This window comes from Bradyrhizobium sp. 1(2017) (assembly GCF_011602485.2).
Classification (GTDB): domain Bacteria; phylum Pseudomonadota; class Alphaproteobacteria; order Rhizobiales; family Xanthobacteraceae; genus Bradyrhizobium.
This window is the reverse complement of the sequence record NZ_CP050022.2, coordinates 7594258-7620228: the sequence shown is the minus strand read 5'-3', so window position 1 is coordinate 7620228 and position 25971 is coordinate 7594258. Positions and strand designations below refer to the sequence as shown.

Genomic DNA, 25971 nt, shown 5'->3' with positions numbered 1-25971 from the left:
GAGAATCTCGAGATTTCGGGTTCGGCGCCAGTGCGCCGGCCCCGGAATGACGGTGGAATTTGAAGCCGCAGATGGGCCTCACACCAGCCGCAACACCACCGCTCCCAGCGTCCCCGCCCACAGCGCCATCGCGGCAAGCGCCTGGATTGCAAAGCCCGGGCCACGCTTGGCCGCCGCTTTCGAATAGCCCACGAAGTAGACGACGCGGCCGATGATCCAGACTGCACCGAGCCCCGCTGCAATGGCATCGCCGATATTGATCGCGAACAGCCAGAGCGCCGGCAGGAAGATCGGCATCCATTCCAGCGTGTTCATCTGGATGCGGAAGGCGCGTTCGAAATCCGGATGGCCCAACGTTGCCGGCACCTTGATGCCGGTCTTGGTGCGCGAGCGCGAGACGTTGATGGTGGTGAAGAAATAAAATGCGATCGCCAGCAGCGTGACGAGAGCGGTGAGATGATACATCGTTGGTCCCTCGAAGAGATCGCGCTTCAATAGCCGGTCATCTCGAGATAGCCAACGCCGTCATGCGTGCCGGCAAAGCTGATCGGCCCCTCCCAATAGGAGAAGCCGGTCCCCATCCAGGCCTTCGGATTCAGCGGCTTGCAGGCGATCGCGAACGATCGCGAGGGAATTGCGATCTGCCATTCCACCGGCACTTTGCGCCCCGCAATGTCGACCGTCGCCATGGGACTCATCTGGATATCGCTGCCCGCAATCATCTGCGTGTCGCCCGCGGCACCGATCCAATTGCCGAACGGATAATTGTGGCCGTCCTTCTGCCGCAGCCGGTACAGCATCAGCTTGTCGCCGGACGCAAGATGCAGCGACAGCCAGTCCCAGCCGGTCTGGTCGGCATCGAGCGGCTGGCTGCTCCATTCGCGGTCCATCCAGGCCTGACCCGAGACGTCGACCGGCTTGTCGTCGATGCTGAGCGTGCCCCGGGCGCGGTAGAACGGCTGGCTGTAATAGTAGGACGCCTGACCGCGCTCGGATTTGCGGCTGTAGCCGCGATCGCCCTGCAGCACCACCGGCCGGTCCGCCTCCAGCGTCAGCGCGTAGCTGAAATCGGTGCCGGACGCCTTCAGCGTCAATGGTGCCAGTGTGCGATCGTCGGTGCGCTCGACGCTCTTCATGCCCCGGTCGTCGATCCAGGCATCGAACGGCTTGGCCGTCACGCCGGCCTGCCCCACGCCGCCGCGTGAAAACGTTTCGCTGAAGCGGTGGGTGTCGGCACGCGTCACGGCCGCATGTCCCATCCACACCTGCTGGTTGGCCCAGCCTTCGCCTTGCGGCCCTGGCTGCGCCGCCTGGCGGAACAGCGTCCATTGCAGCCCGCACGCCGCGCCGCCGGGATCGACGAGATTCGCCGTGAGATACCACCACTCGATGCGAAACTCCGGATGCGGTCCGTGATCGCCGGGGAAGCTGAACAGCCTTCCCGGCGTCACCTTGGCAAAACCGTCGGCGGTCTCGCCGAGCCCGGCATAGCCCTGCGCGCTTGCGCGTCGCGCGGCGGCGAGCGCGGCGATGCCGACGGTGAAGGCGCGCCGCGAGATCCTGTCAGCGCTCATTGGCGAACACCTTGACGAGGCTCGCAGGCTGCATCCGCGCCAGCCGGATCATCGGCAGCAGTGCGGCGATCAGCGAGGCGAGCAGCGCGATCGCAACCAGCTCGACCAGTTGCAGCGGAAACACATGGAATGGCAGCCGCCAGCCGAACGCCTTTACATTCACGATTGCGATCAGGCACCACGCTACCAAAAGGCCCAGCGGCACCGCCAGCAGGGATGTGAACAGCGCGACCGACAGCGTCTTGGTCAGCTCGATCGCGGCGAGACGCGGGCGGGTGAGGCCGATCGCCCAGAGCGGGGCGAGTTGGGGCAGGCGCGAACTCGCCAGCGTCAACAGGCTGGTGAGCAGCGCGATCCCGGCGACGCCGAGCGTGAACGCATTCAGCGCGGAGGTCACGGCAAAGGTGCGGTTGAAGATGCGGATCGATTCCGCTTTCACCGTCGCCTGGTCGGCGACGCTGCGGTCGTCGAGCGCGAATTGCTTCTGCAGGCTCGCGATCAGGCCGGGGATACTCTCATTCGCGACGATCAGGCCGATCCGGGTTTGCGGCGTCTGCGGAAAATGCCGGATCAGCGCCGCGACGTTGACCGCGAGCTGTCCCTTGGGATTGCCGTAATCGGCATAGATGCCGACGATGTCGAGCTCCCAGATCCCGCCCGGCGCCGGCACCTCCACGACGTCGCCGACGCGAACGTTCAGCCGGCGGCTCAGCTGCTCGCTGATGAAGGCGGCATTGCCGGGCACGAGCCGGGTCCAGGCGCGCGGTGCGGTTTCCAGCAGCGGCCAGCGCTCGCGATAGAGCGCATGGTCGGGCAGGCCGAGCAATTCCACCGGTTGTCCCTGGATCTGTGCGTCGGCGCGTCCGCCCGAAAGGATCGCCTGGACATCGCTGCGCTCGCGCAGCCAGTTTCGAATGGCGACGGCTTGCGCATTGTCGGAGGCGCTGATGTAGACGTCGGGCGCCAGCCGTCCATTGAGCCAGCCGGTGAAGGTCCGGCTGAACGTCTCCACCATGGTCGAGACGCCGACATTGACAGCGAGCGCCAGCAGCAGCGCCATCAGCGCCAACGACAGTCCGGAGAGCTGTTGCCGGCTGTCGGCCCAGAACCACTGTGCGAGCGGTCCTCGCGCGAGACGCTGGCCGGCGAGCAGGATGACCTCGAGGAAGGCGGGCAGGATCAGCGCTGCGCCGAGCATCAGTGCCGCGAGCACGCCAAAACCCGCGATCAGCGATTGTCCGTAGTGAAGCAGCAGCAGCGCGACCGCGAACACCATGCCCGCCGCGGCGCTTTGCAGGACCAGCCAGCGGTGTTGGCGCTGCTGCCAGGCGCGCGGTTGCGCGGTCGCCAGCACCGGCATCCTGATCGCCTTGATCAGGCTGGTCGCCGCCGCGACCAGCGCGCCGGCGATGCTGATGCCGATGCCGGCCAGCCACCATTCGGAACGCAGCGTCAGCTGTCCCGGAATCTGCGCGCCATAGAGCCCGCGCAGCGACGCCGCGACGTCGGGCAACAGCGCGGCTGCAATGAAATAGCCGCAGGCGAGACCGATCAGCCCGGCGGCCAGCGCCAGCACGATCAGCTCGACGACGAGCACCGTGTTGACCAGCCGCGCCGAGGCACCGCAAGCCCGCAGCGTGCGCAGCATCGGCAGCCGCTGCTCGAAGGCAAGGCCGACGGCCGAGTTGACGATGAAGAGCCCGACGAAGAACGACAGTAGGCCGAAGGCCGTGAGGTTGAGGTGGAAGCTGTCGGTGAGGCGCTCCAGCTCCGTTTCTGCGTCAGGCTCGATCCGCCGCAACTGCTCACCGACGACGCTTTGCAGCGGGGCGGGCTTGCCCTTCGCCTTGCCGATCAGCAGCCGCGACACCTGATCCGGCTTGTTCAGAAGCCGCTGTGCCACGCCGATATCGACCACCAGCACGTCGGGCACGAGCTGCGGCAGCACGCGCAGCGGCGGCAGTCTTGCGCCGTTGCTGATCGCCGGCGCCGTGCCTTCCGTTTCGTGCAAGTCGGCCAGCGTCTCCTTCGCCGCCAGTGTCTGGCCCGGCGGTGCAACAAAACTGCTCAGATCCGCCGCACCAAGGCGCGGCGCGTTGCCGACATCGGCGGGCAGTGTCACCGGCTCGATGCCGAGCAGCCGCACCGAGCGTCCATTGATCTGGACCCGGCCTTCCAGCACCGGCGAGACCGGCCAGCCGGCACGCCTCAGCTTGACGAACAGCTCCTGCGGAAAGGTCGCCGCATGAGGCGCCACCAGCATCGCGGTGCGCACGCCGCCGAACGTCGCCGCGGCGCGGTCATAAGCGCTGCGCGCCTGCTGGTTGATCGCCTGCACGCCGCTCCACAGCGCGGTCGCCGCGATCAGCCCGATCAGCAGCGTTGCGAACTGCATCTTGTGGCGCCGCCAATGGCTCAGCAGTACGGCGAGGACCCACAGCGCGCGCCTCATGCGATCCGCCCCGCATGCAAGGTGAGGTGACGATCAAGCGTGCCGGCCAGATGCAGGCTGTGCGTCACCATCAGGAAGCCGCAGCCGGTGCGCGCGACGAGATCGCGCGTCAGCGCCAGCACGTCCTCGGCGGTGGCTTCGTCCAGATTGCCGGTCGGCTCGTCCGCCAGCAGCAGCGAGGGTTTTGTCGCCAGCGCCCGGCCGATCGCGACGCGCTGCTGCTGCCCGCCCGATAATTGCTCTGGATAACGCTTCAGCAGGCTGCCGAGTCCGAGCCGCTCGGTCAGCTCTTGGGTCCAGGCGGCATCGTGCCGGCCCGCGATCCGGGCCTGGAAAGCGAGATTGTCCGCAACCGACAGGCTCGGGATCAGGTTGAATTGCTGAAAAACCAGGCCGATCCGATCGCGTCGAAGCTCCGCGCGGCCTGCATCGGACAGCTTGGTGACCTCGACGTCAGCCAGCCGGATCGTGCCGCCATCGGCGGCATCGAGCCCCGCTATCAGGTGCAGCAGCGTGCTCTTGCCGCTGCCGGATTCACCGGTCAGTGCGACGCGCTCGCCCGCCGCAAGGTCGAGATCGACACCGCGCAGCACGTGGACCGGCTCGCCGGCCGAGAAGAAGGTCTTGGAGAGATTCTTGATACTCAGCACGATGGTTGGCGCCGGACCGAATTGACGGAAATGTTGCGTAGCACACTTGCTCCGGAAATGCCGGGTTGCGTTGGTCCCGAAGCCGTTGTTAGCTTCCAAGACGGCCAAATCAAAAAAAGTGCCGAAAAGGACATACGGGGAGAATGATGAGCGCTCAGGGAACGCCCAATGCGGGCAGGACGACCGGAACACCGAAGGGCGCCTGGACCATCACTTTTCTCCTGTTTCTCTTCATGCTGGTGAACTTCGCCGACAAGATCGTGGTGGGTCTCGCCGGCGTGCCGATCATGGCGGACCTCAAGCTGACGCCGGAGCAATTCGGCCTGCTCGGCTCCTCGTTCTTCTTCCTGTTCTCGATCTCGGCCATCGTGGTCGGCTTCATCGTCAACAAGGTGCCGACGCGCTGGGTGCTGTTGTCGCTCGCGGTGGTCTGGGCGCTGGCACAGTTTCCGATGGTCGGCACCGTCTCCTTCACCACGCTGCTGATCTGCCGCATCGTGCTCGGCGCCGGCGAAGGCCCGGCCTTCTCGGTCGCCGCGCACGCCATCTACAAATGGTTTCCCGACGAGAAGCGCACGCTGCCGACCGCGATCCTGTCGCAAGGCTCGGCCTTCGGCGTGATCATCGCGGTGCCGGCTCTGAACTGGATCATCGTCAACCATTCCTGGCACTATGCCTTCGGCGCGCTCGGCATCGTCGGCCTGATCTGGGTCTGTGCCTGGCTCGCGCTCGGCAAGGAAGGCCCGCTGGAGGACACCCAGGCCCTCGCCGTCAGCGAGACGAAGATTCCCTACATTCAGCTGCTCACCTCGCGCACCTTCCTCGGCTGCGTTGCCGCGACCTTCGGCGCTTATTGGGCGCTGTCGCTCGGGCTGACCTGGTTCACGCCCTTCATCATCAAGGGCCTCGGCTTCTCGCAGAGCCAGGCCGGCTGGATTTCCACTCTGCCCTGGATCTTCGGCGCCACCATCGTGATCCTGACCGGCTGGATCTCGCAATTGATGATGGCCCGCGGCTCGACCACCCGCGTCGCTCGCGGCGTGCTCGGCTCCGTGCCGCTGGTCATCGGCGGCCTGATCCTGGCGATGATGCCGCACGTCCAGGGCGCCGGCCTTCAGCTCGCTTTGCTTGTGGTCGGAACGGGCCTGTGCGGCGCGATCTACGTGGTCTGCCCGCCCATGCTCGGCGAGTTCACGCCGACCTCGCAGCGCGGCGCGATCCTCGCGATCTACGGCGCTCTCTACACGCTCTCGGGCATCATCGCGCCCGCCGTGATGGGCACGGTCATCCAGCACGCCAGCAGCACGCTCGACGGCTACATGACCGGCTTCACCATCAACGCCGCGATCATGGTCGGCTCCGGCCTGCTCGGTCTGTTGCTGCTCTGGCCGAACACCGAACGCGCCAGGCTGACCGGTGGTGCAGCCTCGCAGGCCGCGCCGTTGAAGAGCGCGGTGTCGCCGACGTAAGGGGCGGCTGCTAGCCCCAACGAACAACTGTCGTCCCGGCGAAGGCCGGGACCCATACCCCCAGGGAGTGGTTTGGCGAAGACTTGGAGTGGGAGCCCTGCGCCCCAACTCCCTTTCGTGGTTACGGGTCCCGGCCTTCGCCGGGACGACAGCGAGAGTGAGGCGCGGGTTTCGCGCCTCGCAACTCGCATCGTTCAATTCACCCCCTGCGCACCGCGAATCAACTTCCCCGGCCGCTTTCCCGTCGCCTCGCCCTGCCGCCGCGTCACCACGCCGGACACGATCGTGGCCTCATAGCCGTCGACATCCTGCAGCAGCCGCCGGCCGCCCACGGGCAGATCGTAATGCACCTTCGGCGGATGCAGATGCAGCCGGTCATAGTCGATCACGTTGACGTCGGCCTTGTAGCCGGGGGCAATCAGGCCGCGATCGGTGAGGCCGACCGAGAGCGCAGTCTTGCGCGACTGCGCCGCGACCACGAACGGGATCGACAGTTTCTCGCCGCGCTTGCGGTCCCGCGTCCAGTGCGTCAGCAGATAAGTCGGGAAGCTGGCATCGCAAATGATGCCGCAATGCGCGCCGCCGTCGGACAGGCCCGGCACCGATTGCGGATCGATCAGCATCTCGCGTGTCGCATCGAGATTGCCGTCCGCATAGTTGAGGAAGGGCACGTAAAGCATGCCGCGGCCCTCGTCGGACAGCATCGCGTCATAGGCGAGCTCTTCCGGCTGCCGGCCCTGCTTGCGCGCCTGCGGTCCGAGCGCGTTCTCCGGCGGCTGCTCGTAATCGGGGGGATCGCCGAGCAGGAACATCTTGTCGTAGTTCGGACGGAAGAACAGCGGATCGTCGGTCGCGGTCGCCGTCTCGCTCAGGATCGCCTTGCGCACGTCGCTCTGATGCAGCCGCGCGAGGCGCTCCTGCAGCGGCAGATGCGCGATCGCCTTGTAGCTCGGATGGGTCTGGAAGGGATTGCGCGACAGCTCGAGCCCGAGCAGCAGCCCGACCGGGCGTGCGGCGATCTGCGCGGTGATGGAAAGACCGCGCCGTGCGGCGGCATTGATCTCGTCCAGCGTCTGGCGCCAGCGCTGCGGTGACTTGTCGTTCTGCGTGATCGAGAACGAGATCGGGCACTTCGTCGTGTCCGCCACCCGCAGCATCATCGGCAGGTCCTCGTGGATGGTCGACAGATCCAGCACGAATTGCAGCACGCTGCGGCCCTGCCGATGCATCGCGCCGGCAATCGCGGTGAGCTCGTCCTCGCCGGCCTTCAGCGTCGGCGTGAAATCGCCGGTCGAGGTGCGATGATTGAGCGTGCGCGAGGTCGAGAAGCCGAGCGCGCCGGAGCGCACAGCCTCGCCCGCGAGCTTTGCCATCGCCGCGTTGTCCGCGGCGGTCGAGGGATCCCGGCGGGCGCCGCGCTCGCCCATGACGTAGACGCGCAGCGCGGCATGCGGCAGTTGCGCGCCGACATCGATGTCGAAATCGCGCTTCGACAGCCAGTCCATGTAATCGGGAAAGCTCTCCCAGGCCCAGGGAATGCCGGCGCTCAGCACCGGCTCGGGAATGTCCTCGACGCCTTCCATCAGCTGGATCAGGCGGGTGTGATCGGCCGGCTTGCACGGTGCGAAGCCGACGCCGCAATTGCCCATGATCGCGGTGGTGACGCCGTTCTGCGAGGACGGCGTGATGTCCTGGCTCCAGGTGACCTGACCGTCGTAATGGGTGTGAACGTCGACGAAGCCCGGAGTCACCAGCTTTCCGCGCGCGTCGATCTCTTCCGCTCCCTTGGCCGAGACCTTCCCGACCTCGCTGATCTTGCCGTCGCTGATGGCGATATCAGCCTCGAACATTTCGCCGCCGCGCCCATCCGCAACAGTGCCGCCGCGGATCACGAGATCAGGGGTGCTCATGGTGTTTCTTCCCGTTTGTTGTTTCTTACGCGTTTTATTTTGCCCGTCGTCCCGGACAAGCGCGCCCCAAGCGCGCGCAGATCCGGGACCCACGACCACAGGGAGATGTTAGACGACGACTCGGAGTGAGCAGCTTCGCGCCACAACTCCTCCTTGTGGTTATGGGTCCCGGCCCCCGTGCGCAATTGCGCACTAGGCCGGGACGACACCTGAATTTCTAGCTACGCCTCGGCTTGCCGCTTCCGCTCCGTGAACGGCGACAGCACCACCGTCGCCAGCATGAAGATCACGGACGCGCCGAACACCCAGTGCGGCGCGCTTTGATCCATGATCCAACCGAACAGCAGCGGGCTGACGATGCCGCCGAGATTGAAGCCGGTGGAGACGATACCGAAGGCGCGTCCTGCAGCGCCGGCGGGCGCCGCGTTGCGCACCAGCATGTCGCGCGAGGGGGCGATCACGCCGGAGAGGAAGCCCGCGGCCGTCATTGCGGCGGTGAGAGCCGGGCCCGGCAGCGTCACCAGCGCAATCAGCAGCACGATCGCCGCATTGACGGCGAAGCAGGCCGCGGCGACCTGGCCGTGACGCTCGGTGCGATCGGCGAGGACGCCGCCTGCGAGCACGCCGAGGGCACTGGCGCCAAGGAATGCGGTCAGCGCGATGTTGGCGGCGGAGTAGGAGGCGCCGTAGCCGCTCATCAGCGCCACCACGCCGAAATTGTTGATGCCGGCGACCGACAGGCTCAGCAGCATGAACAGCGCGGTCAGCGTGATCAGCGCCGGGGTGATCACGGCCTGTTTCGGCGCGTTCTCGTTGCCGGGCTTTTTCTTGTGCGCGCCGGCGTCGGGAATGTTCATGACGATCAGCAGCAGCGCCACCGCGACACCGATCGCGCCCGAAGCGATCAGTGCCCCCGCGCCGCCGGACAGGGTGACGAGCGCAGCCACGATCGCCGGCGCCACCGCGCCGCCGAGAAAGCCGGCAAAGGTGTGAATCGAGAAGGCGCGGCCCATCCGCGCCTCGTCCATGTGCTCGGCCAGGATCGCGTAATCGGCGGGATGATACACGCTGTTGGCGAGACCCAGCAGCACGGCGCAGGCGATCAGCGAGGCGTAGCTGAGATGCAGGCCGAGCAGGATCAGCGCGAAGCCGCCGAGCGCGAGCCCGGCCAAGAGAATGCGCCGCGCGCCAAAATGGTCGACGAGATAGCCGGTCGGCGCCTGGGTCAATCCTGACACCACCGCGAACACCGTGAGTGCGAAGCCGAGCTCGATATAGCCGACGCCGAGCTGGCCCTTGAGGAACGGGAACAGCATCGGCAGCACCAGCAGATGGAAATGGCTGACCCAATGCGCGATCGAGATGCCCGTCAGCGTACGCAGGGCGCTGTCCGCCTTGCCTTGCTGCGGTGCGGCGAGAATGTCGACCATTGGCAGTTCCGTTTCGCTCCCGATGGAGGCGCAAACTATCGGGGAGGGCGGTTATTTGTCCATGAACGCAGGCGCATGGCAGGTAGTGCGGGTGGGGTCGTGAGGGGGCTCCGTGCCTCAGCATCGTCGTCCCGAGAGAGCGCGCGGTCCATCCTCATCGTCGTCCTCGCCTAGTGCGCAATTGCGCACGGGAGCCAGGACCCATTATCCCAGGGAGGAGTTTGGCGGCGGATCGTCGTCCGATAAGTGCGACCGGACGCGATCGAGAAATCACGCGGTATGGGTCCTGGCGTTCGCCAGGACGACGGCGGAGGGTGAGGGGCCAGCGCGCCGTCAAATCAACCCGCCCGCCACCCTCTCAAAACGGTTCGTCATCCGGACCATAGCGGTCGCGCTTCGGCGTTGCGATGTCGCCGTCGTCGTAATCGTCGTCACTGTCGAGCGGCGGCGGCGGCTTTTTCGCCTTGTCGCCCGCCGATTTGTTGTCCGCAACCTTGGGCGGTTCACTCGGCTTGCCGGTCTTTGCCATCGCTGTTCCCGGATGGTGATGCTGCATCCGTCCTACCCGAAATATATGGGTGGTTCCTGATCTATCTCAAGAATGGCGACGAGGCCGTTCAGTGCAGCACCGGTCCGCCCGCCTTCTTCCAGGCATCGATGCCGCCGGCGATATGGGCGGTGTTGGTCAGGCCGGCTTGCTTGGCGGCGGCCACCGCCATCGCCGAACGCTCGCCGAAGGCGCAGAAGAAGACGACACGGCGGCCGGTAGCGGCCGCGACCTCGCGCAGCATGCCGCCGGGCTTGAGGCTCTCCTCCACGGACTGATAGGGCGTGTGCAGCGCGCCTTCGAGCATGCCGTGCTTGATCCGCTCGTTGCTCTCGCGCAGATCGACCAGCAGGATGTCCGGCCGGCCGAGGGTGCGGATCGCATCGATTGCGCTGAGCGCGCGGCCCTCTTTCTCTAGTTCTTCCTGATGCAGGCCGACATGCATGTTGGCGGGCACCGCCACGTCCATCATCTTCGGATTGGGCAGCTTCAGGTTGGCCATCAGCTCGATATATTCGTCGACCGAGCGCACCTGGAGCCTGGGATTGTAGCGCTTCTCTTCGCCGATGGTGGAGACGGTGTCGCCCTTGTAGTCATGGGCCGGAAACACCATCGTCTCGTCCGGCAGCTTGAGCAGCCGGTTGAAAATGGACTCGTACTGCGCGCGCGAAGAACCGTTCTGGAAATCGGTGCGGCCGGTGCCGCGGATCAGGAGCGTGTCGCCGGTGAAGACGCGGTCGCCCATCAGATAGGAATAGGAATCGTCGGTATGGCCCGGCGTGTACATCACGTCGAGCGACAGGCCTTCGATCGTCACCTTGTCGCCGTCCGCGACCCGCATGGCGACGACGTCGGCCTTGGTCTGGTCGCCCATCACGGTCATGCAATGGGTGCGGTCGCGCAGCTCGCCGAGTCCGGTGACGTGGTCGGCATGCAGATGGGTGTCCACCGCCTTGACCAGCTTGAGGTCGAGCTCGCGCAGCAGCTGGCAGTAGCGGTCGACCTTCTCCAGTACGGGATCGAGGATCAGCGCCTCGCCGCCGGGGCGGCTCGCAAGCAGGTAACTGTAGGTGCCTGAAACGCTGTCAAAGAGCTGGCGAAAGATCATGGCTGGAACCCGGGGTGAGTTAATTTCCGGAATTCTACTACGCAATGAACTCAAAAGAGAAGCAACTCACTGTGTTGATGGCAAAATAGGGAATATTATTTTGCATGCCCCGGCGAAGCCGTCGTCGCGACCCAGGTTACGGCCGCACCAAGGTGTAGCCATTCTCTGCCAGGAACAGGATCTGCCCGACCCCGACCTGCACCGGCGTCGCGCCGGGGATGAACCCCGGCCGCTTGCCGGTCTCGCGCTCGATCGTGTCGACGGTGTTGAGACAGATGTCGAAGCGCACGCCCTGTGCGATCAGGCTTTCGACCTGCTTCTGCCGCTCGCTGCCGGACAGCAAGAGGTCGATGCCGGGTCCGAACGCCACCACCTCGATCGCGATCTTGTCGGGGTCGTAGGCCTTCAGCAGATTGTTGGCGACGCTGAGCACCAGCGCCTGCTTCTTCGCATCGCCGTCGGAGAGCTGCAGCACGACCTTGTGCTCGGCAAACGGCTTGTCCTGGAGCGGCACCTGCTGCGCACGAGCCGACGGCATCGCCGTCCAGGCGAGCAGCGTCAGCAGCAGCGCGGATGTGATCCTCAACCGCATCATCCCTGTCCTGCAATGCCCGGATTGCCGTCGACGCCTTTCAGCGTGACGCCGGCGCCGAGCCGTTCGGGCATCATCCGGCCCGAGCGCAGATATTTGCCGACCACGTCCCACACCGGCGCGCCCTGCTGAGCGTTGACCGAGGCCCAGCCTGCGACCTTGTAACGGTGATTGGCGCCGAGCGTTTTGCCGTTGCCGAGCTTCAGCTCGGAAATGCGTTTGCCGATCGCGGCCTCCGGCGTGCAGGTGTAGCTGAGGCCGCCGGCGCGCACCATGTCGCCCCCCTGCTGATAATAGGGGTCGGCGTTGAAGAGGTTGTCACAGATGTCTTCCAGCACGTCCTTGATCTGTGTGCCGGTCATCTCCTGCACATAGGTCTCGGGATAGGTGATCGCGGTTTCCGCGAGCAGATCCTCCATGGTCAGCGCCTGCCCAGACAGCGCGGTGACGCCCCAGCGGAAGCCCGGCGACAATGCGATCTCGGCATCGAGCTCGTTGCGCAGCGCCGTGCAAATCAGCTCGTCGACGGGGCCGGAAAAATTGCCGCGGCGGTAGAGCAGGCGATCGGGCGTTGCGATCTTCTCCGACCAGTCGGTCACGTGCGGCGCGCGCAGCCGTCCGATCAACTCGGCCATGACAGGGTCTGGCTTCAGCAGCTCGGAAAAGACCGGCATGAGATGGTAATGAATGTCGTTGACCTTGCCCTTGCCGATCGCGAGGTCGAGCACGGCCAGAAATTTTCCGTTGGAGCCGGCATTGGTGACGAGCGTGGTGCCGCCGGCGTTCTTCACCGGAATCGGCTGCGGCACGGCGTCATGGGTATGGCCGCCCAAGATGACGTCGATGCCGGTGACCCGGCTCGCGAGCTTGAGGTCGACATCCATGCCGTTGTGCGACAGCAGGATGACGGCATCGACCTTGTCCGTGCCGCGCAGGGCATCGACATGCTTCTGCAACTCCTCTTCGCGGATGCCGAAGGTCCAGTCCGGCGTGAACCGCTTCGGATGCGCGATCGGCACGTAAGGGAAGGCCTGACCCACGATCGCGATGCGATGTCCGCCGAGCTCTTTGATGATGGACGGTCTGAACACGCGGCCGCTGGCCTTGTCGAAGGCGGGGGCGTCGTTGAATGCGGCCTCCTCGGTCAGGTACACGTTCTGCGCCAGAAACTCGCCCTTGAAGCGCTCGAGATTGTCGCGCAGCGCCTGCTCGCCATAGGTGAATTCCCAATGCCCGGTCATCGCGTCGATGCCGAGCAGATTGGCGACCTCGACCATGTCGCGGCCCTGCGTGGCGTTGGCGAGTCCCGTGCCCTGCCAGAGGTCGCCGCCGTCGACGAGCAGCGAATGCTTTTCGCCGGCGTCGGCGCGCAGGCGGTCGATCAGCGTTTTCAGATGGGCAAAGCCGCCGAGCTTGCCGAAACGGCCCGCGGATTTCTCGAACTCGACACAGGTGAAGGCATAGGCATCCGCGCTGTCGGGCCGGATGCCGAAGCGCTCCAGGAACGCCCGCCCGACCAGATGTGGCGGTCGCCCCGCCATCTCGCCGATGCCGATATTGACGCTGGGCTCGCGGAAATAGACCGGATTGAGCTGCGCATGCGTGTCGGTGATGTGCAGGATGCGCGCATTGCCGAAGCGCTCGATGTCATAGATGCTCGCGGTGTCGGCGCCGCGCGCGAGCCGCGGCAGTCCGAGGGATGCGGCGGCAAGGCCTGCGCTCTTCAGGAAATCGCGGCGGCGGATGGCCATCCTCAAATTCTCCGCGCCTTTTCTCGGCTACGCAACGGTTCCACAGGCATGATCCGGATCCGAAGCTCTGCCTTAGCGCAAAATGTGCAGCTGCTTTCCGACAAGATCGTGCTCAAAGGATGATCTGGAGCGTGAGCTACGCGCGCGCCAGCCCAGTCTAGCGGATTTCCATCGCCTTCCAGGCTTCTTTTTCGGAGGTTGCCTGGTAGATGGAAGCCTTTGCGAGCGCCTCGGCTTCCTTGGCGGCGGCGGTCGCGCGGTCGAAATCGCCACCATCGGCCGCCTTCTTGGCGGCGACCAGCGCCGAGACGGTGACGGTCCACTGGTTGCGCATCCCGGCGGCCTCCTTCGATGCAACTTCCGCAGCGGCATAGGCCGCCTTGTAGTCCGCTTCGTTTGCCGCGCGTGCCGACGGCATCGTGATGGTCGACGCAAGCAAGATGGCGAGGAAACCGGTCCGCTTCATGGCCGTGCTCCAGGCCCGGAGATCGGCAGGCCGTTGGCGACATAGGACAGGAAGTATTCGACGTCGCGATATTCGTCCGATTGCGGCTCCAGCGGAACCGCGCGGGTCTGGCTGTTGCAGGTGACGAAGCGTCGGCTGGTCGTGCCCATGCCGCTCCATTCCGACCGGTAGATCGGCATCGCGTTGACGATGCCGAGCGCCGGCGCCAGGATTTCTGCGCGGATGCGCTCACCCGGGCTCTGCACATGGCAGCTCGCGCAGGAGAAGTTCATCTGGCCGCGGCGGGTGTAGAAATAGCGCTTGCCGTTCTCGAACGCCGCCAGCGCGCGGGGATCGTCGGGAATCCTGATGTCCATCGGCTTGCCGCGCGAGGTGAACGCCATGTAGGCGGTGAGCGAGGCCATCTCGTCCTTGACGTAGGAATAGGGCGCCTCGCCATTGGCCTCGCGGCAGCGGTTGAGCGCGAGCTCCAGCGTGACGACCTTGCCTTCGTTCTCGTCGAAATAGGGATAGTTCTGACGGATACCGATGCCGCCGTTCGGGAAGCAATCGGCATAGGTCTTGCCGTTCTTGAACGGGGTCGAAAACATCTCCTTGCCGGCATCGAGCGCGAACTCGTAGGGCGGGAATTCCTCTTTCTCCTGCCACTGCCGCTTCATGTCCTCGTTCATCGAATACGGACCGTTGACGAAATCCTCGTGCTTCACGTTCGGGAATTTCTGGAAGAAGAAATTCTGGAACGCCTCGGCGTCGGCAACGGGATCGACCTTGTCGGCTGCGACCACGTGCGGAGAGGTGAGGACGAACGCGACGAGCGCGGCGCTCACGGATCCGAGCAGGAGGGAGAGGCGGGCCTTCATCACGCGATCTTCGCAGTGGTCGTGTCCGAGCCACCCTTGTTGTCGGTCCACGAGATCTTGAGGTCGTCGCCCTTCTTGGCGCCCTTGAAGCTGAACTTGACGTAGGGGTCCTTGGAGACCGCGGTGCCCCAATCGGCGACGAAGACATCCTTACCGTTACATTCGAATTTCAGCTCCCGGATGTAGTGCGCCGGGATCAGCTCGCCGCTGGGATTCTTGACCAGGCCGGTATCCATGGGGTGCTGGATCAGCGCCTGCACCTCAGTGATGTCGCCATTGGATGTCGCGCGCACGCGGATGCTGGATGCCATGTCGAACTGCCTCGCTTAACCGCCGCAACCGCCGACGGTGACCTTCACTTCCTTGGTCGCGCTGTAGAGCTTGCCATCGGCTTCGACGATTGCGACCAGTTTTGTGGTCTTGGCCATCTTCAGCCGGTTGGCGACGGCCGGGACCGTGCCGTCAGCGATCTGATAGGACGCGGCGAGCGCGAACGGATTCTCGGCCACGAAGAACGAGATCGAGGTCACCTTGTCGAGCGTCGTCGTCACCGAGACCGGCACCACGCCGCCGTTCTCGGCGATCTCCGGCGCATCCAGCTTGACCTTGTCGGAGGGCTCGGCGCTCTTGCCATAGAGCGCCTTGATCGCGTCGGCCTCGCTCTTCTGCTTGAAGGCCTCTTCCGGATATTTGTCGTTCGCCGCCGCGCGCGCCGGACCGGCCGCGAATGGCAGGTTGCCGAGGCCGATCAGCGCGACAGAAGCCGCGCCCTGCAGGATCAGGCGCCGCGTCGGGGTAGGGCCGGTGGTCGTGTTCATCGGAAATCTCCTGGCGTGCCGGCCGCTACAGCGTTTCCAGGAAATCAACGATCGCGCTGATCTCCTGTTCGGTCAAAATCCGGTTCCGGCCGAACGGCGGCATCATGGTCTGCGGATTGCGCTTGGTCTCGTCGAAGATGATCGCGGCCAGCTCGTTGCGGTCCGGATATCTGGCCTTCATGTCCTTCAGTTCCGGCCCGATGGTTCCCGGCAGGTCGCCGCCCTTGATGACATGGCAGGTCAGGCAGTTGCCTTTGCTGCGGTCGAAGGCGAGCTTTCGTCCTTCGGCCACCGCGGACTGCGCCCGCGCCGGGGTGGCGAGGCCCGCGGCAATGGCGAGCAGGAGGAACAGGACGGGCGTCCGGGACAGGGCGGTCAAGGCGTCATTCCGAGGCGTTTTGGCGAAGGTCACAATCGCGAAATTGAGGCGTTCCAAAGCACAAAGGGCATCGCCTGACAATCGAGACTATGCACGGGGCAAAATGGCGTTAATATCTTCCGCATTGCAACTCATGAGCCTATTTGTTCGGTCGATTTGGCCCCAACGATAAGGACAATGGGCGCGGGCCGCTCTTTCCAGGGCGTTTTAAGCGCCCATTCCGTTTTCAACGCGTTCTCGTTTTTTCAAGGGGACCTCACTTGGCTGACTATGTCGTCGAATTTGGCAGGGACGGCGGACGGGTGGAGCCGGATGGGCGGCTCGATGCGCCGGCCTTTCATCGCAATCACGAGCCGATCTGGGCGGCGCTGGAAAAACATCTCGCAGGCAGCACCGGCAACGTGGTGGAGCTCGGCAGCGGAACCGGCCAGCACGTGGTTCATTTCGCCCGTCACACGCCCGACCTGATCTGGTGGCCGAGCGATCTCAACCAGCGCCATCTCAAGAGCATCGAGGCCTGGCGGATTCATGCCGGCTTGCCCAACGTCCGCAGCCCGCTGCGGATCGATCTGACCGATCCCGATTGGTGTCCGGAGATGCGAAGCGGGCAGGGGCCAACCAGTCTTGCCGCCGTGTTCTGCGCCAACGTCATCCACATCGCGCCATGGAGCGTGGCCGAGGGCCTGTTCGCCGGTGCCGGCCGTTACTTGCGTGCCGAGGGCAAGCTGTTCCTCTACGGCCCCTTCAAGCGCGCCGGCAAGCACACGGCGCTCAGCAATGCCGTGTTCGATACGTCCTTGCGCGAAGGCAATCCCGAATGGGGCGTGCGCGACATCGCCGACGTCGAGACGCTGGCGCAAGGCGCACACCTTCGGCTGGTCGATACGATCGACATGCCCGCAAACAATCTGACTTTGGTGTTTTCGCGCTAGTCGGTCGTCATGCCCGGGCTTGTCCCGGGCATCCACGTTCTTCGTGCGGCAAGGTAAGACGTGGATGGCCGGGTCAAGCCCGGCCATGACGAGGCGCAAGCGTCAGCGCCCGAATGCTAACCTTCATCCCGCCACCCGATCCTGTCCTTCAGGAACCGATAGCCCAGCACCTCGAAACCGGCGCGCTCCTTGTTGTCCTTGCCGTAGCCGTGGCCACCGGCTTCCGGCTCGTAGAACCAGGCCTCATAGCCCATCGCCTGGAGCTTGGCGGCCATCTTGCGCGCGTGGCCGGGATGAACGCGGTCGTCGCGCCGCGTGGTGGCGATCAGGATCGGCGGATAGGACTGGCCGGCTTTCACATTGTGATAGGCCGAATAAGTCTGCAGCCACGCCCATTCCTCGGCCTTGTCGGGGTCGCCATATTCCGCGATCCAGCTCGCGCCGGCGAGCAGCTTCGTGTAGCGGCGCATGTCGATCAGCGGGATGGTGCAGAACAGCGCGCCGAACCGCTCGGGATAGCGCACCAGCATGTTGGTGATGAGGATGCCGCCGTTCGATCCACCCTGCGCGGCGATGCGCTTCGCGCTCGTCACGCCGCGGCGAACGAGATCGGCCGCGACCGCGGCGAAATCGTCGTGCGACAGCTTCTTGCCGGCGAGCCGGCCGGCATCGTGCCAGCGCGTGCCGAACTCGCCTCCGCCGCGTAAATTCGCCTGCACCGTGGTGCCGCCGCGCTCCAGCCACAGCTTGCCGAGCGAGGGGTTGTAATAGGGCTTCACCGAATGGGCGAAGCCGCCATAGGCGCTCATGTAGACCGGCGCATCGCCGGTCTCGCCGACGGGGCCGGTCTGGACATAGGGAATGCGCTCGCCGTCAACAGAGACGGCCTCGTGCTGCGTCACCACGAGGCCGTCGGCGGTGAATGTCCTCGGCGCCTGCTTCAGCACGGTCGGGCTTGCGATGCCATGCGGGATCAACGACATCGAGGGCGGCGTCAGCGGGTCCTGTACGTTGGCGAGGAGATCGCCGTTGCTCTCTGACGCATCCTGGTCGAGCGGCCAGACGTCAACCACGCCGATGCCGGGAAGTCCATGAAGCGGCGCACGAGTCCAGCCGGACGGCGACGGCGTGCAGACCTCGAAGCGCGGCCGCAGCTCGTCCAGAATCGGCAGGACGAGCTTGCCGCCGGTCCAGAACAGGCCCTGCAGCGCACGCCGGGGGCCGGGTTCGAACAGCACCGCGAAGTCGCGGCTGCCCGACAGGAAGGCCGAAAGCGAGATGCCGAGCACGGTATCCGCGGCATGCGTATGTCCGGCAAGGGACCAGGGGTGGCGCAGCTTCAGCGCGAACCAGTCGCCATGCGCCTGCATCCAGACGCCGGTCGGCAGATCGAGCTTGGTCATCGTGCCGGCTTCGTCGCGGAGCCAGATCGCGAAGTTGAAGAAGTCGGTCTGATCGACGATCCAGGCACGCGGTGCCGCGCCTGTGCGGTCGACGCCGCCATAGACTCTCATGTGATCGGCGGAGGTCTCGAAGATTACATCAGCCTGCGCGGCCGGTTGGCCGCGACGCCACAACCTGACGGTCCTGGCGTAGCCAGAGCTCGTCGCCATGCCCTCGCCATGAGCGCTGGACAGCAGCACGGTGTCGTGGTCGAGCCAGTCGAGGCTGCTCTTGGCCTCCGGCAGCACGAAGCCGTCCGAAACGAAGCTTCGCGTGTCGATGTCGAATTCGCGCATGGTGACGGCATCACTGCCGCCGCGTGACAGGCACAGGATCGCGCGACGTCCGTCGGCCGGCTGCGCGATCACCCAGTTCAGCAGCCAGTCCTCGCCTTCGCTGGCCGCGAGCGCGTCGATGTCGAGCACGACCTCCCAGCCGGGCGCGGGCTTGCGGAATTCCTCCAGCGTGGTCCGCCGCCACAGGCCGCGCGGGTTCGCGGCATCCTTCCAGAGATTGTAGAGGTGATCGCCGCGCCGGCCGACATAGGGAATGTTGTCGGGCCGATCGTAGATCGCCGCGAGGATGTCGCGGTCGCGCGCGAACGCCGCGCCGCCGAACGCCGTGAGCGTCAGTTGATTCTGCCGCGTCACGAAATCGAGCGCCTGCGTGCCGTCGATCTCTTCCAGCCAGAGCCAGGGATCGTCGTCGGGAGCACTGAGCGTAGGCTTGTCGTCGACGGTCATGAGCGAAACTCCGGGAAGCGCAGCGGATAGGATTTGATCGAGCGCAAGCCGTCAAGCGCACGGCCCGCTATCATCCGCCCGATTGCGTCACGGGCATGGCCCGCGCCCGTTTGCGCCGGTTGCCCGCCCTCCCGGGCCCCGCCATAGTGCCGGGAATCATCAAGGTCCTCCGTGAGCCCCCTTTGAGCCCCCTTGGGGCGGAAACCCCAATGTCTGACGTCACCTCTATCGCCGAAATCACCGACGATTCGCGCGTCCGCGCCAATGTGGTACGCCTCGCTGCCGCGCAGGCGCTGACGGGCGCAAATTCCGCCGTGATCTTCGCCACCGGCTCGATCGTCGGCGCGACGCTTGCGCCGGACATGTCGCTCGCAACCGTGCCGCTGTCGATGTACGTGCTGGGGCTCGCCGCCGGCACCTTGCCGACCGGCGCGATCTCGCGCCGCTTCGGCCGTCGCGCCGCCTTCGTCGTCGGCGCGGGCCTCGGCATGCTTACCGGTCTCCTGGGATCGTACGCGATCCTGCACGGCTCGTTCGCACTGTTTTGCATCGCGACCTTCCTCGGCGGTCTCTACGGCGCGGTCGCGCAATCCTATCGCTTCGCCGCCGCCGACGGCGCCAGCGCGGCCTATCGGCCCAAGGCGGTGTCGTGGGTGATGGCGGGCGGCGTGTTCGCCGGCGTGCTCGGTCCGCAGCTCGTGCAATGGACGATGGACGTCTGGTCGCCTTATCTGTTCGCCTTCAGCTTCCTGGTGCAGGCCGCGGTGGCGCTGGTCGCGATGGGCATCGTCGCCGGGGTCGATATGCCCAGGCCCGCGCCGGCCGATCTGCATGGCGGACGACCGCTGCTCGAGATCGTGACCCAGCCGCGCTTCATCGCGGCCGCCCTGTGCGGCGTCATCTCCTATCCCATGATGAACCTGGTGATGACCTCGGCGCCGCTCGCCATGAAGATGTGCGGCCTGTCCGTGTCCGATTCCAATTTCGGCATTCAGTGGCACATCGTCGCCATGTACGGGCCGAGCTTCTTCACGGGTGCGCTGATCGCGCGCTTCGGCGCCCCCAAGGTCGTCGCGGCCGGGCTGCTGCTGGAGGCCGGCGCCGCCGGCATCGGCCTGTCCGGGATCACCGCGATGCATTTCTGGGCGACGCTGATCGTGCTCGGCGTGGGCTGGAATTTCTCCTTCATCGGCGCTTCCGCGCTGGTGCTGGAGACGCACCGTCCGCAGGAGCGCAACAAGGTCCAGGCCTTCAACGATTTCCTCGTTTTCGGCATGATGGCGATCGGCTCGTTCTCCTCCGGCCAGCTGCTGGCCAATTACGGCTGGTCCGCGGTGAACATGGTGGTGTTTCCGCCCATCGTGCTCGGTCTCGCCGTGCTCACGCTGGCGTCCTGGGCGCGCCGCCGCAAGGCCCAGCTGGATGCCGCGATGGGCGAGTTCCCGGATGCGATCTGAGTTGGCAGGAGGCTGTCAGCAACGTTGATGCTTCGACCGCGGTCGAAGTGATTTTCGGGAGCGCGGTTGTTACATGATGCTCGTCATGAACAGGCTCGTCAGGCCATCAACGTCCTTCAATTTCCGCCGTCATTCCGGGGCACCCGAAGGGTGAGCCCGGAATCTCGAGATTCCGGGTTCGATGCGTCGCATCGCCCCGGAATGACGGCGAGGAGCAAAGAAATGCTCGACAATCCACGTCCCACCATGCCGATCGACGAAACCTCCCTCCGCTACGAAGGCTGGCGCATCGTCGCGGTCTGCTTCCTGCTCGCGACCTTCGGCTGGGGGCTCGGCTTCTACGGCCAGAGCGTCTATGTCGCCGAGCTGCAGCGCGCGCGGGGCTGGCCGGCCTCGCTGATCTCCGCGGGCACGACGTTCTTCTATCTGTTCGGTGCGCTGCTCGTCGTGTTCGTCGGCGAAGCCGTCCGAAAATATGGTGCGCGGCTGTGCCTGATCGCGGGCACGCTGGCGATGGCAGCGGCCGCGGTCGCGATCGGCGCGGTGCGCGAGCCCTGGCAGCTTTATCTCGCCAATGCCGTGCTCGCCTTCGGCTGGGCCGGCACCAGCCTTGCCATGATCACCAACACGATCAGCCTGTGGTTCGACCACAGGCGCGGCATGGCGATCAGCCTCGCGCTGAACGGCGCGAGCTTCGGCGGCATCGTCGGCGTGCCGCTGCTAGTGATGCTGATCAGCCATATCGGTTTCGCCAGTGCGATGTACGCCACGGCCGGCGCCATGCTGGTGCTGCTGCTGCCGGTGATCCTCGTTCTCGTCGGACGGCCGCCCGATCTTCACGGCGCGCACGCGGCGACAAAGCCGAAGCCGCAATCCTCGGCGGAGATCCGCGCGCAGGCGATGCGTGACGTCGGTTTCCTCACCGTGACCATTGCCTTTGCCCTGGTGCTGTTCGCGCAGGTCGGCTTCATCGTGCACCTGATCTCGTTCCTCGATCCCGTGATCGGCCGCGAGCGTGCCGCAGTCGCCGTCGCGGTGCTGACGGCGATGGCGGTGGTCGGCCGCGTGCTGTTCTCGCTGGTGATCGACCGCCTCAACCAGCGGCTGGCCTCGGCGCTGTCGTTCCTGAGCCAGGCGGCGGCGCTATGCGTCGTCATCAATCTGCACAACGACTACGCCCTGATCGCGGCCTGCGCCCTGTTCGGCTTCTCGGTCGGCAACCTCATCACGCTGCCGTCGCTGATCGTGCAGCGGGAGTTCGACAGTGCCTCGTTCGGCGTGCTGATCAGCCTCAACACCGCGATCAACCAGGTGACCTACGCATTCGGCCCCGGCGTCGTCGGGGCCTTGCGCGACTGGTCCGGCGGGTATTCGCTGCCGTTCTATCTCTGCATCGCGCTGGAGGTGGTGGCGGCGGCGCTGATCATGGTGCGGGGGAAGCGGCACACGAAGACTGCGTAGGGTGGATTAGCCGAAGGCGTAATCCACCAACTGCGTCCCGCATTCGCTGAGGCATGGTGGGTTACGCCTTCGGCTAACCCACCCTACGCAGTTAAGCTTCCCGCTGCTTCAACAACGCCTCGACATCCAGCCGTTTGGTGAACATCGCAAGCTTCCCGTCCGGCCCGAACGGCCATTGCTCCCGCGGCTTGTCCCAATACAGCTCGACGCCGTTCTGGTCGGGATCGCGCAAGTAAAGCGCTTCGCTGACGCCGTGGTCGCTGGCACCGTCCAGCGCAATGCCGGCCGTGAGCACCCGGTGCAGCGCATCCGCCAGCGCCGGCCGCGTCGGATAGAGGATCGCGGTGTGGAATAGCCCCGTGGTGCCCGGCGGCGGCGGCGAGCCGCCCTTGCTTTCCCAGGTGTTGAGCCCGATGTGGTGATGGTACCCGCCGGCCGAGATGAAGGCCGCGCCCGAGCCCATGCGCTGCATCAGCTCGAAGCCGAGCACGCCGCAATAGAAGCCCAGCGCGCGGTCGAGATCGGCGACCTTGAGATGGACGTGGCCGATCCTGGTGCCGGCGGCGACGGCTTGGTTCTGCGACATGTGAATGCTCCGTTGAAAACATGCACATAGAGCGGGACTCGGGACAGCGCCATTGCCCATCCCGAAACCCATCGTTTCCGGATCAGAAACTAGGCCAGCTCCGAGACTTCTCCCTCGGGCAGGCCGAACTCGAACGTGTTCAGCGTCATCGACACCAGCGTGTAATAGCCGCACAGCCCGATCACCTCGACGACGCCGCGCTCGCTCAGCACCCTCACCGCCTCGTCATACAGGCCCTTCTCGACGCCGTGTCCCTCATGCAGCGACTTCGCGACGTCGTAGATCATCTTGCCCTTGGGGTCGTCGAAGTCTGGCGTGCGGCGGTCGCGGATCGCCTCGATGATGCCGGGGTCCATGCCACCGGCGAGCGCGAGGCGTTTGTGCGCGTACCATTCGTAATGCGCGGTCCAGTGCCGCGCCGTCACCAGGATCGCGATCTCCGAGAGTTTTGCCGGGAAGATCGTGTCGAAGCGCAGTACCTCGCCGAGCCGCGTGGCATGACGCGCCATCTCCGGACTGTTGAGCCAGGCCATCATCGGGGCCGGCGGCTTGCCGCGCTTGCCGGCAATCGATTCGTCGTAGGTCTGCCGCTGGCTCTCGTTCATTTCGCCAGGCGAAAGAAGTCTTAGGCGCATTGTCGTTTCCTCTTTGTTTTCAAGCACCGTCGTGACAGCGACTATAGCCGAATGCGCGACATGGAAGTGGTTGAATTCCACGGTGCGATGGCCCAGAGTCGCGCCCAACAAGTCGATTTTGATTGATGGAAACGACCATGAGCGACTCCAAGTCCACAGATTCCGAGACCGCCGATCTCGAAACATTCCGCAACGAGACGCGCGCCTGGCTGGAAGCCAATTGCCCGCCGGAGATGCGCAAGCCCGCGACGTCGGATGCCGACGTGTTCTGGGGCGGACGCAATACAAAATTCTCCTCCGAGCCGCAGCGCGTCTGGTTCGAGCGCATGCGCGACAAGGGCTGGACCGTGCCGGACTGGCCGAAGGAGTATGGCGGCGGCGGCCTCAGCGCCGCCGAGCACAAGGTGCTGCGCGCGGAGATGGCGAAAATCGGCGCGCGTCCGCCGTTGTCGAGTTTTGGCATCTGGATGCTCGGGCCGGCGCTTTTGAAGTACGGCAACGACGCCCAGAAAAAGGAGCATCTGCCGAAAATCGCCGCGGGCGAGATCCGCTGGTGCCAGGGCTATTCCGAGCCGAATGCCGGCTCCGATCTCGCCTCGCTCCAGACCCGCGCCGAGAGCGACGGCGACGATTTCATCATCACCGGCCAGAAGATCTGGACGAGCTATGCCAATTACGCCGACTGGATCTTCTGCCTGGTCCGCACCGATCCCGCGGCTAAGAAGCACGACGGCATCAGCTTCATCCTGTTCGACATGACCTCGAAGGGCGTCTCGACCAAGCCGATCCTCTTGATCTCCGGCTATTCGCCGTTCTGCGAGACCTTCTTCGACGGCGTGCGCGTGCCGAAGTCGCATGTGGTCGGCACCGTCAACCGCGGCTGGGACGTCGCAAAATATCTGCTCCAGCACGAGCGCGCGATGATCTCGGGAATGGGCGAGCGCGGCGTCGGCCGGCCGCTCGGCCAGATCGCGGCCGATTCCGTCGGCACCGATGCGCAGGGGCGGCTCGATGACTCCATGCTGCGCGGCAAGATCGCCAGCTTCGACGTCGACGAAGCCGCGCTCGCGGCTTGCGCCGAGCGTGCGGTCGATCTCGCCAAGGCGGGCCAGGCCCATCCGGCATTCTCCTCGGCAATGAAATATTACGGCACCGAGCTCAACAAGCGCCGCCACGAGATCCTGATGTCGGCCGGCGGCGTCGATGCGCTGGAATGGGAGAGCGAACGCTCCAGCCAGGGCGCCCGTCCGCGCGCCTGGCTGCGCACCAAGGCCAACTCGATCGAGGGCGGCACGACGGAAGTGATGCTCGGCATCGTCGCCAAGCGCATCCTGGATCTGCCGGGCGCCTGATTCCACCGTCGTTCCGGGGCGCGCGATAGCGCGAGCCCGGAACCTCGAGATTCCGGGGTCGTGTCTTCGAGGCGCCCCGGAATGACAGCAACGAACACGCGTTCCATCAGACGTTTGAGATTCAACACCATGGCCCTCGTCCTCACCGAAGAACAATCAATGCTCCGCGACTCCGCACGCGGGCTCATCACCGACAAGGCGCCGGTGTCGCACTTGCGCCATTTGCGCGACAGCAAAGATCGCACTGGCTTCTCCAGGGAGCTCTGGCACTCCTTTGCCGAGATGGGGTTTGCCGGCCTCCTGGTCCCGGAAGAGTTCGGCGGCAGCGGTCTCGGCCATGTCGAGGCTGGAATCGTGATGGAGGAGATCGGCCGCACGCTGATGCCCTCGCCCTTCCTCGCCACCAGCGTGGTCGCGGCCTCCGCGCTGAACCGCGGCGGCAACGCCGCGCAGAAGTCCGAGTACCTGCCGAAGATATCCAACGGCTCGCTGCTCGCGACGCTCGCGGTCGACGAAGGCGCGAAGCATCGTCCGCTCCAGACCAGCCTGCAGGCCGCGCGTGCCGGCAACGGTTTCAAGCTCTCCGGGGCCAAGGCACTTGTCGTCGATGGTCACGCGGCCGACCTCCTCGTCGTCGCCGCGCGCACCTCCGGCTCTGCCGGTGAACGTGAAGGCTTGACGCTGTTCCTGGTGGATCCCAAGGCGAAGGGCGTTGCGATCGAGCGCACCATCATGGTCGACGCGCACAACGCGGCGCGGATCGAATTTGCCAATGTCGAGGTCAATGCCGACAGCGTGCTCGGCGAGGTCGATCAGGCCGCCGGCCTGCTCGACGGCGTGCTCGATATCGGCCGCGGCGCGGTGGCGTCCGAGATGGTGGGCTTGAGCGACGAAGTCTTCAACCGCACCGTCGAGTATCTGAAGAGCCGCAAGCAATTCGGCAAGCTGATCGGCGAATTCCAGGCGCTGCAGCACCGCGCCGCCGAGCTCTATGTCGACATCGAGATCACCCGCGCCGCCACCATGAAGGCGTTGCAGGCACTGGATGCCGATGTCGCCAAGGCCGCATCGAGCGTCGCCGTCGCCAAGGCCCGTGCCGGCACCACCGCCACGCGCGCGGTGCAGGAGGGCGTCCAGATGCACGGCGGCATGGGCATGACCGACCAGTTCGACATCGGCTTCTTCATGAAGCGCGCAAGGGTATGCGAGGAGCTGTTCGGCGACGCCAACTACCACACCGAGCAGCTGGCGCGGGCGCGGGGATATTGAGGCGGGACGCGAAGGCCCTGCCTCACACGCGGTGTCGGCGCCCGGCTTGACCGGGCGACCCAGTATGCCGCAGCTTCCCTGTCTACA

General features: G+C 65.4%; 24 protein-coding genes. 6 read left to right on the top strand and 18 right to left on the bottom strand.

Annotated elements, in window-relative coordinates; all coding sequences use genetic code 11:
• Positions 1 to 78: 78 nt before the first annotated feature.
• The 4 genes from HAP40_RS36130 to HAP40_RS36115 are packed head-to-tail and all read right to left on the bottom strand — an operon-like array spanning position 79 to position 4676.
• Positions 79 to 465: an MAPEG family protein gene (locus HAP40_RS36130; protein ID WP_166812310.1), complete on the bottom strand. Its 387-nt coding sequence runs from the start codon at positions 463 to 465 to the stop codon at positions 79 to 81.
• 26 nt (positions 466 to 491) lie between these two features.
• A complete protein-coding gene (locus HAP40_RS36125) occupies positions 492 to 1574 on the bottom strand; it encodes a lipocalin-like domain-containing protein (RefSeq protein WP_166812312.1) in 1083 nt (360 codons plus the stop codon).
• Positions 1564 to 4026 (bottom strand): FtsX-like permease family protein, encoded by a 2463-nt coding sequence (locus tag HAP40_RS36120; protein ID WP_166812314.1) that lies wholly within the window; start codon positions 4024 to 4026, stop codon positions 1564 to 1566. The genes HAP40_RS36125 and HAP40_RS36120 overlap by 11 nt, the downstream gene beginning before the upstream one ends.
• Positions 4023 to 4676, bottom strand: coding sequence for an ABC transporter ATP-binding protein (locus HAP40_RS36115; RefSeq protein WP_166812316.1), 654 nt, complete (start codon positions 4674 to 4676; stop codon positions 4023 to 4025). The genes HAP40_RS36120 and HAP40_RS36115 overlap by 4 nt, the downstream gene beginning before the upstream one ends.
• Positions 4677 to 4822: 146 nt before the next feature.
• Between HAP40_RS36115 and HAP40_RS36110 the strand changes: the two genes are divergently transcribed.
• Entirely contained in the window at positions 4823 to 6145 is a 1323-nt protein-coding gene (locus tag HAP40_RS36110) for an MFS transporter (RefSeq protein WP_166819220.1), read from the top strand.
• 194 nt (positions 6146 to 6339) lie between these two features.
• Here the strand turns inward: HAP40_RS36110 and HAP40_RS36105 are convergent, their stop codons facing one another.
• The 11 genes from HAP40_RS36105 to soxX all read right to left on the bottom strand — a co-directional run bounded on the left by HAP40_RS36105 (position 6340) and on the right by soxX (position 16006).
• Entirely contained in the window at positions 6340 to 8055 is a 1716-nt protein-coding gene (locus HAP40_RS36105; protein WP_166812318.1) for an N-acyl-D-amino-acid deacylase family protein, read from the bottom strand.
• 221 nt (positions 8056 to 8276) lie between these two features.
• Positions 8277 to 9485 (bottom strand): MFS transporter, encoded by a 1209-nt coding sequence (locus HAP40_RS36100; RefSeq protein ID WP_166812320.1) that lies wholly within the window; start codon positions 9483 to 9485, stop codon positions 8277 to 8279.
• 358 nt (positions 9486 to 9843) lie between these two features.
• Positions 9844 to 10014, bottom strand: coding sequence for a hypothetical protein (locus HAP40_RS36095; RefSeq protein ID WP_166812322.1), 171 nt, complete (start codon positions 10012 to 10014; stop codon positions 9844 to 9846).
• Between the two features lie 88 nt (positions 10015 to 10102).
• A complete protein-coding gene (locus tag HAP40_RS36090; protein ID WP_166812324.1) occupies positions 10103 to 11140 on the bottom strand; it encodes an MBL fold metallo-hydrolase in 1038 nt (345 codons plus the stop codon).
• 136 nt (positions 11141 to 11276) lie between these two features.
• Complete coding sequence (locus HAP40_RS36085) at positions 11277 to 11732, bottom strand: hypothetical protein (protein ID WP_414645360.1); 456 nt, start codon at positions 11730 to 11732, stop codon at positions 11277 to 11279.
• Entirely contained in the window at positions 11732 to 13483 is a 1752-nt protein-coding gene (soxB, locus tag HAP40_RS36080; RefSeq protein ID WP_166812328.1) for a thiosulfohydrolase SoxB, read from the bottom strand. Before soxB ends, HAP40_RS36085 begins: the two co-directional genes overlap by 1 nt.
• Positions 13484 to 13640: 157 nt before the next feature.
• Positions 13641 to 13949 (bottom strand): hypothetical protein, encoded by a 309-nt coding sequence (locus HAP40_RS36075; RefSeq protein WP_166812329.1) that lies wholly within the window; start codon positions 13947 to 13949, stop codon positions 13641 to 13643.
• Positions 13946 to 14809: a sulfur oxidation c-type cytochrome SoxA gene (gene soxA, locus HAP40_RS36070; protein ID WP_166812331.1), complete on the bottom strand. Its 864-nt coding sequence runs from the start codon at positions 14807 to 14809 to the stop codon at positions 13946 to 13948. The genes HAP40_RS36075 and soxA overlap by 4 nt, the downstream gene beginning before the upstream one ends.
• Positions 14809 to 15120 carry a thiosulfate oxidation carrier complex protein SoxZ gene (gene soxZ / locus HAP40_RS36065; protein ID WP_166812332.1) on the bottom strand — a complete coding sequence of 104 codons (312 nt, stop codon included), beginning with the start codon at positions 15118 to 15120 and terminating at the stop codon, positions 14809 to 14811. The genes soxA and soxZ overlap by 1 nt, the downstream gene beginning before the upstream one ends.
• 15 nt (positions 15121 to 15135) lie before the next feature.
• Positions 15136 to 15627 (bottom strand): thiosulfate oxidation carrier protein SoxY, encoded by a 492-nt coding sequence (gene soxY, locus HAP40_RS36060; protein WP_166812334.1) that lies wholly within the window; start codon positions 15625 to 15627, stop codon positions 15136 to 15138.
• 25 nt (positions 15628 to 15652) lie between these two features.
• Positions 15653 to 16006: a sulfur oxidation c-type cytochrome SoxX gene (gene soxX / locus HAP40_RS36055; RefSeq protein ID WP_166812336.1), complete on the bottom strand. Its 354-nt coding sequence runs from the start codon at positions 16004 to 16006 to the stop codon at positions 15653 to 15655.
• Between the two features lie 260 nt (positions 16007 to 16266).
• Here soxX and HAP40_RS36050 point away from each other — a divergent pair, with 260 nt between their 5' ends.
• Entirely contained in the window at positions 16267 to 16938 is a 672-nt protein-coding gene (locus HAP40_RS36050; protein WP_166812338.1) for a DUF938 domain-containing protein, read from the top strand.
• A 116-nt stretch (positions 16939 to 17054) separates the two neighbouring features.
• On the opposite strand, the gene HAP40_RS36045 is transcribed toward HAP40_RS36050, so the two are convergent.
• Positions 17055 to 19124, bottom strand: a complete 2070-nt coding sequence (locus HAP40_RS36045; protein ID WP_166812340.1) for a prolyl oligopeptidase family serine peptidase — start codon at positions 19122 to 19124, stop codon at positions 17055 to 17057.
• Between the two features lie 209 nt (positions 19125 to 19333).
• Between HAP40_RS36045 and HAP40_RS36040 the strand changes: the two genes are divergently transcribed.
• The gene (locus HAP40_RS36040) at positions 19334 to 20581 is read left to right on the top strand and encodes an MFS transporter (protein WP_166812342.1); all 1248 of its coding nucleotides are present in this window, start codon (positions 19334 to 19336) and stop codon (positions 20579 to 20581) included.
• A gap of 222 nt (positions 20582 to 20803) precedes the next feature.
• Positions 20804 to 22042, top strand: coding sequence for an MFS transporter (locus tag HAP40_RS36035; RefSeq protein ID WP_166812344.1), 1239 nt, complete (start codon positions 20804 to 20806; stop codon positions 22040 to 22042).
• A gap of 91 nt (positions 22043 to 22133) precedes the next feature.
• Here the strand turns inward: HAP40_RS36035 and HAP40_RS36030 are convergent, their stop codons facing one another.
• The gene (locus HAP40_RS36030; RefSeq protein ID WP_166812345.1) at positions 22134 to 22628 is read right to left on the bottom strand and encodes a VOC family protein; all 495 of its coding nucleotides are present in this window, start codon (positions 22626 to 22628) and stop codon (positions 22134 to 22136) included.
• Positions 22629 to 22717: 89 nt separating this feature from the next.
• Entirely contained in the window at positions 22718 to 23263 is a 546-nt protein-coding gene (locus HAP40_RS36025) for a carboxymuconolactone decarboxylase family protein (protein ID WP_166812347.1), read from the bottom strand.
• A gap of 137 nt (positions 23264 to 23400) precedes the next feature.
• Between HAP40_RS36025 and HAP40_RS36020 the strand changes: the two genes are divergently transcribed.
• Together HAP40_RS36020 and HAP40_RS36015 are read left to right on the top strand one after the other, a co-directional pair.
• On the top strand, positions 23401 to 24615 hold the full coding sequence (locus HAP40_RS36020) for an acyl-CoA dehydrogenase family protein (RefSeq protein ID WP_166812349.1): 1215 nt from the start codon (positions 23401 to 23403) through the stop codon (positions 24613 to 24615).
• A gap of 129 nt (positions 24616 to 24744) precedes the next feature.
• Positions 24745 to 25884: an acyl-CoA dehydrogenase family protein gene (locus HAP40_RS36015; RefSeq protein ID WP_166812351.1), complete on the top strand. Its 1140-nt coding sequence runs from the start codon at positions 24745 to 24747 to the stop codon at positions 25882 to 25884.
• Positions 25885 to 25971: the final 87 nt, after the last annotated feature.